The 13130-nt window shown below is 65.8% G+C and carries 8 protein-coding genes; 2 read left to right on the top strand and 6 right to left on the bottom strand.

Annotated features, from left to right (window positions below):
• Positions 1 to 18: 18 nt before the first annotated feature.
• Complete coding sequence (locus llg_RS07165) at positions 19 to 1227, bottom strand: hypothetical protein (RefSeq protein ID WP_338289038.1); 1209 nt, start codon at positions 1225 to 1227, stop codon at positions 19 to 21.
• Positions 1228 to 1352: 125 nt separating this feature from the next.
• Between llg_RS07165 and llg_RS07160 the strand changes: the two genes are divergently transcribed.
• Both llg_RS07160 and llg_RS07155 read left to right on the top strand, forming a co-directional pair.
• Positions 1353 to 2588 (top strand): benzoate/H(+) symporter BenE family transporter, encoded by a 1236-nt coding sequence (locus tag llg_RS07160; RefSeq protein ID WP_338289037.1) that lies wholly within the window; start codon positions 1353 to 1355, stop codon positions 2586 to 2588.
• A 31-nt stretch (positions 2589 to 2619) separates the two neighbouring features.
• On the top strand, positions 2620 to 3333 hold the full coding sequence (locus llg_RS07155; protein ID WP_338289036.1) for an MgtC/SapB family protein: 714 nt from the start codon (positions 2620 to 2622) through the stop codon (positions 3331 to 3333).
• 191 nt (positions 3334 to 3524) lie between these two features.
• Here the strand turns inward: llg_RS07155 and llg_RS07150 are convergent, their stop codons facing one another.
• The 5 genes from llg_RS07150 to llg_RS07130 all read right to left on the bottom strand — a co-directional run bounded on the left by llg_RS07150 (position 3525) and on the right by llg_RS07130 (position 13008).
• The gene (locus tag llg_RS07150; protein ID WP_338289035.1) at positions 3525 to 4010 is read right to left on the bottom strand and encodes a hypothetical protein; all 486 of its coding nucleotides are present in this window, start codon (positions 4008 to 4010) and stop codon (positions 3525 to 3527) included.
• Positions 4011 to 4023: 13 nt separating this feature from the next.
• Positions 4024 to 5385: an efflux transporter outer membrane subunit gene (locus tag llg_RS07145; protein WP_338289034.1), complete on the bottom strand. Its 1362-nt coding sequence runs from the start codon at positions 5383 to 5385 to the stop codon at positions 4024 to 4026.
• 110 nt (positions 5386 to 5495) lie between these two features.
• Complete coding sequence (locus llg_RS07140) at positions 5496 to 8621, bottom strand: multidrug efflux RND transporter permease subunit (protein ID WP_338289033.1); 3126 nt, start codon at positions 8619 to 8621, stop codon at positions 5496 to 5498.
• The gene (locus llg_RS07135; protein WP_338289032.1) at positions 8618 to 11734 is read right to left on the bottom strand and encodes an MdtB/MuxB family multidrug efflux RND transporter permease subunit; all 3117 of its coding nucleotides are present in this window, start codon (positions 11732 to 11734) and stop codon (positions 8618 to 8620) included. Before llg_RS07135 ends, llg_RS07140 begins: the two co-directional genes overlap by 4 nt.
• A complete protein-coding gene (locus tag llg_RS07130; protein WP_338289031.1) occupies positions 11731 to 13008 on the bottom strand; it encodes an efflux RND transporter periplasmic adaptor subunit in 1278 nt (425 codons plus the stop codon). Before llg_RS07130 ends, llg_RS07135 begins: the two co-directional genes overlap by 4 nt.
• Positions 13009 to 13130 lie beyond the last annotated feature (122 nt).

Raw genomic sequence — 13130 nt, 5'->3', positions numbered from 1 at the left:
TTGGCGTTTACCAAAAAATCAGTAGTACCTCACGCGCAGGAAGGCCTTCGGCGTGTTGGTGGTCTGGCCGGCCACCCGGAACGAGCGGTAGCCCCAGCCGGTCTGGAGCGCGGGCAGCGCCGAGGTGTAGGAACCGTTCGGCGTGACCTCGGAAACCGCCTGGGTCCAGCTCGCCAGATCATAGGAACCCTCCACCTGGTAGTGGACGCCATCGACCGTCGCGAGCTGGGTATTGCCGTTGGGGGCAAAGGTCGCCCCATTCCGCACCGGGAAGGTGTACACGAACGCCGAGGTTTCCGGCCCGCCGCCATCGGGATCGCCGATCGCGTAGTGCTGGTTGCCTCCGTCGCTCACGTTGGCATTCGAGTTGAACGCGAACTCGCCGAGGTTGTTGCGCCCGTCGCCATCCGGATCCGCGTTCGGGTCCTGGGCCGCGGGAGTGGTGATGCCCTGGCTTTCGACATAAAGCGTGTAGGGAGAGACATAGGACACCGAGACATTCGACACGGTGGCGAAGGTGGTGCCGAGCGCCCCCACCGAGATCGGCAAGTTCGCGGAACCGGTGAACTTCAACTTCGCCGCGCCGGCTGGCACGCTCGCGCCGGTCTTGAAGTCCACCGTCGCCCGTCCGGTCGCGCCTTGGTTCACGAGGGTGAGGCCGAGGATATTCGCCACCGATCCACCGGTGCTGACCCCGATCGCGTTTCCTTGGGAATTGAGCAGGGACACGCCGAAGGTGGGGCTGATCCCCAGGCCGGAGTTCAGCAATCCCTGGCCGTTGACCACATCGAACGACACCCGGTAGGTCGAGTTCGGCTGGAGATTGAGCGTGGCACCGCTGGCATTGAAGGTCGCGGTGGCGGCCCAGCTCAAATCGATGCTGAGCCCCGCGCCGAGCGATCCGAGAACGGTATTCGGGTCATTGCTGACATTGAACTGCAGCGCGCTGCCGGTGAGCTTCGCCTGGGCACCGGTGCTGGCGACGGCCACCACGATGGCACCGCCGTTGACATCGGCCTGCCAGTAGGTGCCGAGCGCGCCTGAAGCGGTGCCGTTCAAGCCGAAGAGATTGCCGAGGGTAGAGTTGGGAACGACGGTCACCTGGCTGTTCGCCGGGTTGAACAGGTTCGGATACGTCGTGGAATCGACCAGCACCTGGGCCTGGCCGTGGGTTTGGCTCACGAAACCCGCCAAAGTGGCAAGGGTGAAAACAAGATGGCGTTTCATGGGATCTCATGAATCCCGTATTATCAACTCCACCGCAATGCATCGGTGCAACTATTCCATTATGTTACGGAATGATGTTATAGCCGTGACAGTTAGGTATCCACGAGCCATATCTCTGGCCGAAAATGTTTCCGGCGATCGCGGTGGCGGCAGCGCGCGGGATCTGCTTCGCTGGCGGCGTGCGGGCGTCCATGCTGAAAGACTTCTCCTTCTCCGCGCTGGTGGCGGGGTTCGTTTCGGTACTGGTGGGCTTCACCAGCTCGGTGGCGGTGATCTTCCAAGCCACGCAGCATCTCCACGCCACGGCAGCACAAACGGCCTCGTGGCTGTGGGCGATCGGGATGGGCATGGGCCTGCTCAGCATCGTGTTCTCGCTCGTCTGGCGGCAGCCGATCCTGATCGCGTGGTCGACGCCCGGCGTGGCGGTCGTGGGCACGGCGGCGGCCTCGGGCAACCTGACGCTGCCCCAGGCGATCGGCACCTTCATCGCCAGCGCGGTGCTGGTGATCGTGGCCGGGTTCAGCGGAGCCTTCGAGCGGGTGATGAAACGGCTGCCACTGCCACTCGCCTCCGCGCTGCTGGCCGGGGTGCTTTCGAAGTTCACCCTCGATGGGTTCATGACCGCGCCGGAAAACCCGAAACTGGTGCTGGCGATGGCCGCCGCCTACGTGCTGGGCCGGAGGTTCTGGCCGCGCGCGAACGTGCCACTGGTGCTGGCCACCGGCATCGCGATCGCCGCCAAACAACAGCTGTTCCATCTCGAAGCGGTGCCGTGGACGGTCACCCTGCCGGTGTGGACCACGCCGGAATTCACCGCGGGCACGCTGCTCGGCGTGGCGCTGCCGTTGTTCATCGTGACGATGGCCTCCCAGAACCTGCCGGGCGTGTCCGCGATCCGCGTGGGCGGCTATGAACCACCGGTCTCGAAGGTGATCGGCTGGACCGGCGTCACCACGCTGCTGCTGGCTCCGTTCGGTTGTTTTTCCGTGAACCTCGCCGCGATCACCGCCGCCTTCTGCACCAGCCCGGAGGCCCACCCCGATCCGAAACGCCGCTACTGGGCACCGGTGTGCGCGGGCCTGTTCTATGTGCTGATCGGCGTGTTCGGTGCGACGGTGGCCGGACTGTTCGCGGCATTTCCGAAAGAGCTGGTGCTGGCGGTGGCCGGTCTCGCGCTGCTGACCACCATCGCGAACGGGCTGGCCTTGTCACTGGGCGACGAACGCTATCGGGAGGCCTCGGCGATGACGTTCTTCGTGACCCTTTCCGGCATCAAGCTGGCCGGGATCGGCTCGGCGTTCTGGGGCATCGTGGCCGGGGTGGTGGTGCTCGCGCTGCGGTCTCTTCGTACGAAGAGATGACTCCGCGGCCTGGATCGGTTAGGATGGCGGAATGCTGGGCGCGCTTTCATTCGAACTGACGGGAGACTCGATCCTGCGCGTGGGACTCGCGGTGGTGGCCGGCACCATCCTCGGCCTGGAGCGCGAGCACCACGGCCGCGCCGCCGGCCTGCGCACGATCCTGATCGTCTGCCTCGCCTCGTGCGTGGCGATGGTGGTTTCGAACCTCTTCTATCAGGAAAGTTTCCGGGCCATCGGCTATGGGCCCTCCACCCATCCGGACCCCGCGCGGCTAGCCGCCGGGGTGCTGGCGGGGATGGGCTTCCTCGGGGCGGGAGTGATCATCCACCAGCAGCGCACCAACGTCACCCGCGGCGTGACCACCGCCGCCACCCTGTGGTTCAGCGCCATCGTCGGCATCTGCTTCGGAGCCGGCGCCCTCGGGCTCGCCGCGCTCGCCACCGGGATCTCGACGGTGATCCTCTATCTCGTTCCCAAGTTCGAACGCCACATCGCGAAGGACTGGTACGCGGACCTCACCGTGAAGATGGACCAGGCCACCGCGGTCGAAACCGTGACCACCGCCATCGAAGCCCTGAAGGTGAAGGTCAAGGGCGTGAACTGGGAGGAGGACGTGGTCACCGGCCACCGCGAGCTGCGCTTCCACCTCAAGTTCAAGAACACCCGCCTCAAGACGCTGCCGCAGGAAATGGTGAAGGCCCTGTCCACCCTGCCCGGGGTGAAGGCGATCCATTGGCATGGGTAGCCCGAATTCCGCAACCGGATCGTTTCCATCAAAAGAACCAGCGGTGCGGCAAAGCCCCAAAGGGGCGACATGTGAAAGCCCAGGGCAACGCCCTGGGTGGTGGAGGCGGAAAGAGTCGAGCCCTGAAGGGGCGGGATGTTAGGGCGGAAAGCCGTATCCCTGTTCATCCCTCCTTTGGGGCTTCCGGAATGTCACTCCCGGCGCTCACGGTAACGGAGAATGATCGCCCCCACCAACGGAGCCAACAAGGCACCATACCAGAGATAAAAACCCGGACCAAGATCGGAAAGGTCATCGCTGCCCCAAAAGCCGGGCTGAAGGCTCTTCTCCGCGAAATGGAGAAACGGGAGCAGAGCTTCCAAACCGAACAGATAGCCAATGGCGCTCAATCCGATCGCGCCTTTCCATTGGCGGAGATCGACACACAGCCAAGCGAACACCATCAGCAGGTTTCCATACCACGCGAATTGGAAAGACAGGATGCCGATCCATCCGGATTTCAGCAACTCCCACCCGAATAACCAAGGCTGGCCATCCTTTTCAATCACGGGCAAACAGCAGGCCGCCAACAGGAACGCGGCGGAAATTCCAATGACGGCCAACCGCTCTTTCCGCGACGCCTGCACGTGAGCTGGCCGCTCAAGCTCATCCTCGGAAATTGGATAAATGCCAGGCATGGGAACGGTGAGCTTACCACCCTCCGCCCAATGCCGCCACCAGCGCGGCCGCGGCATTGAGCCGCCGCGACTGGAGGTCGAGCGCGTTGCGCTCGGCGGTGAGCGCCGCGGCCTGGGCCACGGAGACATTGAGGTAGGTGTTGGTGCCCGCCTTGTATTCGTTCAGCGCGATGCGCTCGCTTTCGCGCGCTGCCTTCACCGCCTGCTGCTGGGCGGAGGCTTCCTGCGAGAGCACACGCAGCGTGGCCAGCGCGTCCTCGGTTTCCTTCAGAGCGGTGAGCACGGTCTGGCGGTAATCGGCCACGGTGCGGTCGTAGGTGGCGTCCGCTTGGGCCTTCGCGGCGAGGCGCTGGCCACCATCGAGCAGCGGCGCGGCGAGCTCCGGTCCCAGCGACCAGAACCGCGTCGGCGCGGAAAACAGGTTGCCCGCCCCGCTCCAGCCACCGCTGGCGCCGAGCGAGATCGTCGGGAAGAACGCGGCCTTCGCGGCACCAATGCGTTCGTTGGCTGCCGCCACACGGCGCTCCGCCGCGGCGATGTCCGGCCGACGCTCCAACAACCGCGACGGCGTGGACGCGGGAATGGATGGCACCGAGGAGGCCAGTGGACGACGCGGCAACGAGAACGCAGCGGGAGCCTGCCCCACCAACACCGCCAGCGCATGCTCCAGCGTGGCGCGCTGCACCCCGGTCTCGATGGCCGCCGTGCGCGCGGAAGCGAGCTGCGTTTCCGCCTGCGCCACATCGCCACGGGAAACGATGCCCTGCGTGTAGCGGTTGCGCGTGATCTCGAGCGACTTCTCGTAGCTCTCAATCTGGCGGTCGAGCAGGTCGCGCTGGGCATCGACGGCGCGCAGCGAGAAATACGTCTGCGCGGCCTGCGATTGGAGGCTGAGCTTGGTCGACTGCACGTCCGCGGCAGCGGCCTCCGCATCCGCAGTGGTGGCGCGGGCGCTGTGGCGGAGGCGGCCCCACAGATCGAGTTCCCACGATGACGAGGCTCCGATGCTATACTCCGTGCCCTTGCTCTTCCCGGCCTGGCCGCTGCCGATCGCGGAGGCATTCCCGGTCAACGAGGGCACGAACGAAAGCTTCGCGCTGGTGATCAGCGCGGCAGCCTCCCGCGCCTGCGCCTCGGCCGAAGCCAGCGAGGCATTCGAGACCTCCACGCGCTTCAGCAGCGAGGACAGCTCGCCGTCATGGAACAAGCTCCACCAATCGCCGCGCGGCAGATGCGCCGCCGGCTGGGCCCTCCGCCAGATCCCGCTCTCCTTGAAGTTCGCGGGGATGCCGAGGTCGAGCTGCTGCTTCGGTGCCACCAGTGAACAACCGGTGAGCAAAGCGACGAGAGGCGTGAGGTGGAGAGGGCGTTTCACGGGAGGAAGAATTTTAACCGCAGATGAACGCAGATGGACGTGAATGAAGAGGAAGAAGAAACATTTCTGAATTCTTATCCGCGTTCATCCGTGTCTATCCGTGGTTCCATTCAAACGGTCTGAGGTTCGTTGGGAAGAGCTTCAGAAGACGGGTGTTTCCGCTTCGACAGGAAGCGATGCCGCATGCGGTCGAGGAAGAGATAAACCACCGGCGTGGTGTAGAGCGTGAGGAGCTGGCTGAGCAACAGCCCGCCGACAATGGCGACACCAAGCGGACGCCGCAACTCGGAGCCTTCGCCGAAGCCGATCGCCAGCGGCAGCGCGCCGAGCATGGCGGCGAGCGTGGTCATGAGGATCGGCCGCAGGCGCAGCTCGCAGGCCTCGAGGATCGCTTCCTTCGGGCCAAGCCCGCGGGTGCGCTCGGCATCCAGCGCGAAGTCGATCATCATGATGGCGTTCTTCTTCACGATGCCGATCAGCAGGAAGATGCCGATGAAGCCCATGATGTCGAAGTCCATCCGGCAGAGCTGGAGCGCGAGCAAGGCCCCCACGCCCGCCGACGGCAGCGTGGAGAGAATCGTGAGCGGGTGCAGGAAACTTTCGTAGAGCACGCCCAGCGTCAGGTAGATCACCAGCAGCGCGGCGATGATCAACCACGGCTGGCTCGACATGGAGTCCGCGAACACGCCGGCGCTGCCCGCGAAGTTGTGCTGCACGGTCTCCGGAATCCCCAGCTTGTTCACCGCCTCGTTCACCGCGTTGGTGGCATCGCTGAACGACGCGCCCGGCGCGAGGTTGAACGAGAACGTCACCGCGGCGAACTGGCCCTGGTGGTTCACGGACAACGGCGCGGGCGCGGATTCCCAGCGCGCGAAGGCGGTGAGCGGCACCAGCGTGCCATCGGCGGACTTCAGGCGGATGTGGTCGAGCCCGCCGGGATCGGTGGAGAAATGGCGGTCCGCCTCGAACACCACCTTGTACTGGTTCAGCTCGGCGTAGATGGTCGAGATCTGCGCCTGGCCGAAGGCGTTGTTCAACGCGGTGTCGATGTCCTTCATCGCGATCCCGAGCCGCGAGGCGGTGTCGCGGTCCACGACCACGCGGGTGAGCCCGCCCTTGTCCTGGAAGTCGCTGTTGACGTCGGTGATGGACTTGATGCCCATCAGCGCCTGGCGGACCTTCGATTCCCATGAGCGCAGCTCGGTGAGATCGCTCGACTGGAGCGTGTACTGGTAGCTGGCGGCGCTGGCGCGGCCACCGATGCGGATGTCCTGGTTCGGCTGGAGATAAAGCGTGGCCCCGGCGATATGGGCGGTCTTCTTGCGCAGGCGGGCGATGACCTCCAGCGCGCCTTCGGTGCGTTCGCTGCGCGGTTTCAGGGAGATGTAAATGCTGCCGTTGTTCCGCGAGCCACCGCCCGGCCCACCGCCGCCGGTGCTGGCGTTCACGGAATCGATCGCCGGGTCCTGGCGGATGATCTCGGCCATCTCGATGACCTTCTCCTTCATCGCCGCGAACGAGATGCTCTGGTCGCCGCTGATGTTGCCGCGCATCTGCCCGGTGTCCTGCTGCGGGAAGAAACCCTTCGGAATGGTGACGTACTGCCACGCCGTCAGCGCCACGGTGCCCATCAGCACCAGCAGCGTCAGCCAGCGGTGGGTGAGCGCCACGTCCAGCGTGCGGGTGTAGGCGTTCTGGAGCGCGGTGAAGCACCACTCGATGCCGCGGGAGATCCGGCCCGGCTGGCGCTCGCCCTTCTTGTGGGACAGCAGCCGCGCGCACATCGTGGGCGTGACCGTCAGCGACACCACCAGCGACACCGCGATCGACGCGGACAGCACCACCGCGAACTCACGGAACAAGCGGCCGACGATGCCGCCCATGAACAAGATCGGAATGAACACGGCCACCAGCGACAGGCTCATCGAGATCACCGTGGAGGTCACCTCGCGCGCGCCCTTCCGCGCCGCCTCCTTCGCCGGCATGCCCGCCTCGATGTGGCGCGCGATGTTCTCCAGCACCACCACCGCGTCATCCACCACGAAGCCGGTGGCGATCGTCAGCGCCATCAGCGAGAGGTTGTCGATGCTGTAACCGCAGGCGTACATCACCGCGAAGGTGCCGATCAGCGACACCGGCACCGCCACCCCGGGCACCAGCGCGGCCCGCGCCCGGCGCAGGAACAGCCACACCACCATCACCACCAGGATGACCGAAAGGAACATCGCGTGCTGCACCTCGTTGAGCGAGGCCTTGATGGTGGCGGTACGCTCCATCGTCACCTTCAGGTCGATGGACGCGGGCAACGAGGCCTCGAGCTGGGGCAACAGCTTCCGCACCGCGGCGGTGGTTTCCAAAATATTCGCGCCCGGCTGGCGGAACAACACCAGCGACACCGACGGCACGCCATTGCTGGTGCCGTAGTTCAGCACGTCCTGCACCGAATCCTCCACCTGCGCGACATCCCCCAGCCGCACCGCCGAGCCTTCCTTGTAGCCGATGATCATCGGCACGTAATCGTCCGCTTTCTTGAGTTGATCGGAGGCGGTCACCTGCCAACGGCGGCCCCCCTCCTCCACGTAGCCTTTCGGGCGGCTGACGTTGTTGGACGAAACGGTGCTACGGATCTCATCCACCGACAGCCCCGAGCGTTCGACCGCCGGCAGGTCCAGCGCCACCCGCACCGCGGGCAGCGAGCTGCCGCCCACGAACACCTGGCCGATGCCGGGCACCTGCGCGATCTTCTGCGCGATCACCGTCGAGGCCGTGTCGTACATCTGCCCCGGCTTGTAGACGTCCGAGGTCAGCGCGAGGATCATGATCGGCGCGTCCGCCGGATTGCGCTTCCGGTAGTTCGGCATCGAGGGCATGCCGGATGGAAGCAGGCTCCGCGCGGCGTTGATGGCCGCCTGTACGTCGTTGGCCGCGCCATTGATGTCGCGGCTGAGATCGAACTGGAGGGTCACCTCGGTGCTGCCCTGCGAGCTGTTCGACGTCATCTCGGTGACACCGGGGATGCGGCCCAGCGTGCGTTCGAGCGGCGTGGCCACGGTGGCCGCCATCGTTTCCGGGCTCGCGCCGGGCAGGCTCGCGTTCACCCCGATGGTCGGGAAATCGACCTGCGGCAACGGCGAGACCGGCAGCTCGAAATAGGCCAGCGCCCCGGCCAACGCCACCGCCAGGGTGGCCAGCGTGGTGGCCACCGGGCGATCGATGAAGATCTCGGTGAACCTCATGGCACGGGCGCGGCTTCGGTCTCAGGCACCACTTCCTCCTCGCGGTTCCCTCTCCAGCGGCGGGCGAGGGAATCGAACATCAGGTAGATCACCGGCGTGGTGAACAGCGTGAGCACCTGGCTGACCAACAGGCCGCCGACCATGGTGATGCCCAGCGGATGACGCAGCTCGGAGCCTACCCCCTTGCCCAGCATCAGCGGCAGCGCGCCAAGCAGCGCCGCCAGCGTGGTCATCAGGATCGGGCGGAAACGCAGCATCGATGCCTCGTGAATGGCCGAACGCGGGTCGGCCCCGCGGGTGCGCTCCGCCTCCAGTGCGAAGTCGATCATCATGATCGCGTTCTTCTTCACCAAGCCGATCAGCAGCACGATGCCGATGATCGCCATCACGCCGAGCTGGGTGTCGGTGAGGTTCAGCGCCAGCAGCGCGCCCACCGTGGCGGAGGGCAGCGTGGAAAGGATCGTCACCGGATGGATGAAGCTCTCATAGAGGATGCCCAGCACCAGGTACATCACCACCACCGCCGCCAGCACCAGCCAGAGCTGGTTGGTCAGCGCGGCCTGGAACGCCACCGCCGTGCCCTGGAACTCGAACTTGATGCTCTGCGGCAGGTTCATCGCCTCGACGTCCTTCCGCACCGACTCGACCGCCGCGCCGAGCGCCGCACCCGGCGCGAGGTTGAAGGACAAGGTGGTCACCGGGAACTGGCCCTGCCGCGCGATCAACAGCGAGGTCGGCTCCTCGACGATCCGCGCCACGCTGGTGATCGGCACCGGCGTGCCATCGCCGCCGGTGACATAGACGTGGTCGAATGCCTCGAAGCCACGCTTGAACGCCGGACCGCTCTCCAGGATCACGCGGTACTGGCCGCCCTGCGTGAAGATCGTGGAAACCTGCCGCTGGCCGAAGGCATTGTAGAGCGACGCATCGATCTGCGCCGCGGTGATGCCGAGGCGGCCGGCGAGATCCCGGTCGATCTCGACCCGGGCCTGGAGCCCCTTGTTGAGCAGGTCATCCGCCACGTCCGTCACCTGCGGGTTCTCCTTCATCTTCGCGACGATCTTCGGCACCCACTCGGCGAGGTCCGCGGAACTCGGCGAATCCACCGTCATCTGGTACTGGGTGCGGCTGACGCGGTCGTCGATGCCGAGGTCCTGCACCGCCTGGAGATAGAGCTCCATGCCGGGCATCGACCGCGCGTGGTCCTGGATGCGGCGCACGATGTCCGAGGCGCTGCCGTCCCGCTTCTCCAGCGGTTTCAGGTTGATGAGCACGCGACCGACGTTCGGAGTCGAGTTCGCGCCATCCACGCCGATGAACGAGGACACGCTCTCCACCGCCGCGTCCTGCAGGATCAACTTCGCCATCTCCTGCTGGCGGGCGGACATCTCCTCGAACGACACGCTTTCCGGCGCCTCGGTGATGCCCTGGATCACGCCGGTGTCCTGGTCCGGAAAGAACCCCTTCGGCGCGGTGTGATAGAGCAGGGCCGTGGCCACCAGCGTGGCGATGAACACCAGCATGGTGATCGCCCGGTGGTTCAGCACCACGTCGAGCGCCTTGCCATAGAGTTCGATGATGTGCTGGAAGGTCGCGTTCACCAACCGCCCGAGGCGGCCGGGCTGCGAATGCGCCTCGTCCTTCAGCAGGCGCGCGCACATCATCGGCGTGAGCGTCAGCGAGATCACCGCCGAAATGAGGATCGCCATCGCCAGCGTGATCGCGAATTCGCGGAACAAACGCCCCACCACATCGCCCATGAACAGCAGCGGGATCAACACCGCGATCAGCGAGATGGTCAGCGAGATGATGGTGAAGCCGATCTGCTTCGCGCCCTTCAGCGCGGCCTCCAGCGGCGGGTCGCCGTCCTCGATGTAGCGCGCGATGTTCTCGATCATCACGATCGCGTCATCGACCACGAACCCGGTGGCGATGGTCAACGCCATCAGCGTGAGGTTGTTCAGGCTGAACCCGCAGAAGTACATCGCGGCGAAGGTGCCGACCAGCGACAGCGGCACCGCCACGGCGGGAATCACGGTGGCCCGCCAGTTCCACAGGAACACGAAGATCACCGCCACCACCAGCGCGATGGCGATCAGCATCTCCTCCTGCACATCCTTCACCGAGGCACGGATCGTCACGGTGCGGTCGGTGAGCGGCGTGATGTCGATGCCGGACGGCAGGCCCTCGCTGAGCTTCGGCATCAACGTCTTCACGCTGTCCGCCACCTCGATGACATTCGCGCCGGGCTGGCGCTGGATCTGGATGATGACGGCGGGGCGATCGTTCGCCCACGCGGCGAGGCGGTCGTTTTCGGCTCCCGGAATCACATCGGCCACGTCCTTCACGCGCACCGGCGCGCCATCCTTCCACGCCACCACCAGGTTCCGGTAGTCGGAGGCGGAAATGAGCTGGTCGTTCGCATCGAGCGTGCTCGAGCGGGTGGGGCCGTCGAAGCTGCCCTTGGCCTGGCTGACGTTCGACGTGGCGATGACCGTGCGGAGGTTCTCGGTGGTCAGGCCGCGGGAGGCCAGCGCACCGGGATTGGCCCGGATTCTAACAGCCGGGCGCATCCCGCCGCTGAGCGTGACCAGGCCGACGCCGGAGACCTGTGACAATTTCGGCACCAGCCGGGTGTCCGCGTAATCCTGGACCTTGGTGAGAGGCAGGCTGTTGGACGACAGCGCGAAGGTGAGGATCGGGGCATCCGCCGGGTTGACCTTGTTGTAGACCGGCGGGCTCGGCAGGTCGGTGGGCAGGAGGTTCGAGGCCGCGTTGATCGCCGCCTGCACCTGCTGCTCCGCCACGTCCAGGCTCATGCCGAGCGTGAACCGCAGCGTGAGCACCGAGGCCCCGCCGCTGCTGATCGAGTACATCTGGGTGAGCCCCGGCATCTGGCCGAACTGGCGCTCCAGCGGCGCGGTCACCGAGGACACCATCACCTCCGGACCCGCGCCCGGATAAAGCGTGGTCACCTGGATGGTGGGATAGTCCACCTCCGGCAGGGCCGAGACCGGCAGCAGCCGGTAGCCGAAAAAGCCCGCCAGCAGCAGCGCCACCATCAGCAGGGTGGTCGCCACCGGGCGCTCGATGAAAATCCGCGACGGGTTCATTGCGGGCGCTTGTGCTTCCGTTCGCCTTCCGGCTTGGCGGCGTCTCCACCCTCGGCCTTTTCACCGTGCTTGTGCTCGCCGCCGCCTTCACCACCGGTAGGCGAGGCCAACACGATCTTCGAACCATCGCGCAGGCGGTCGAGCCCGGACACCACCACTTGGTCGCCCAGGGCCAGTCCCTTCACGATGCGGGTCGTCTCGCGGTAGGTCGCCCCGGTTTCCACCTGGCGGAAGGTCACCGTCTGGTCCGGATTGACGAGATAAACGTAGCGGCCGCGCGAGCTTTCCTGCACCGCCCCCGCCGACACCACCACCGACTTCGGGTCGACGCGCACCCGGATGCGGACGTTCACGAACTGGTTCGGGAACAACTTGCCGTCCGCGTTCGGAAACTCGGCCTTCAGCTTCAGAGTGCCGGAGGTCGCGTTGATCTGGTTGTCGCTGGTCAACAGCTTGCCCTTCGCCACCACCGTGCGCTGGTCGGACGCCAACGCCTCCACCGGCACCTCGGTCTTCGTGTTCAGATAACCCACCAGCGTCGGCACCAGTTCCTGCGGCACCGCGAAGATCAGCCCCATCGGGTCCATCTGGGTGATGGTGACCAAGCCGTTGGTGTCCGAGGCGCGGATCAGGTTTCCCGGATCCACCTGGCGCAGGCCGACGCGCCCGGTCAGCGGGGCCTCGACCTTGGTATAATCGAGCTGGAGTTGCGCGGCGGCCACCGCGGCGGTGTCGGACTCGATGGCGGCCGCGTACTGGCGGACCAGCGACTCCTGGGTGTCGACCTGCTGTTTCGCGATCGAATCCTGGGCCAGCAACGTCTGGTAGCGCTTCAGGTCAGCCTGGGCGTTCTGTTCCAGCGCCTCGTCCCGCGATTTCTGGCCCTTCGCCTGGTCCAGCAGCACCTGGTAGGGCTTCGGGTCGATCTCGGCGAGGATGTCCCCCTGCTTCACCGTGCCACCCTCCTTGAAATTCACCCGCAGCAGCTCGCCATCCACCCGGCTGCGGACGGTGACGACGTTCAGCGGTGTGACCGTGCCGGAAACCGTGGTCCATTCCTCGAAATCCGCCTCCTTCACCGTGTCCGTGGCCACCGTGACCGGTCCCGAGGCCCCGCGCCGGCCACCCGCGCCTCCTTGGGCCTCGCTGCCAGGAGCTGCGGCCCGGGATTGATACCAGTGCCAGCCGCCGTATCCGAGCCCTCCGAGGACCAACAGCCACAGGATCGGTTTGAGCGGAGAAGATCGTTTGGCGGGTGGATTCGGCTCGGACATGATGGGGAAGCGCTACCAAACCATGAACCCGGGCCGGTGCAAACTCCCGGGTGCGGGGCGGTTCCGCCGCATTCGCGGTCCGGTGGGCGGGTTTGGAAAGCGCCCCCGTTACGGCTGCCGAT

The sequence above is a fragment of the Luteolibacter sp. LG18 genome (assembly GCF_036322585.1).
Taxonomy (GTDB): Bacteria; Verrucomicrobiota; Verrucomicrobiia; order Verrucomicrobiales; family Akkermansiaceae; genus Luteolibacter.
The sequence above is the reverse complement of the archived record's forward strand: the minus strand, read 5'-3'. Positions and strand labels throughout refer to the sequence as shown.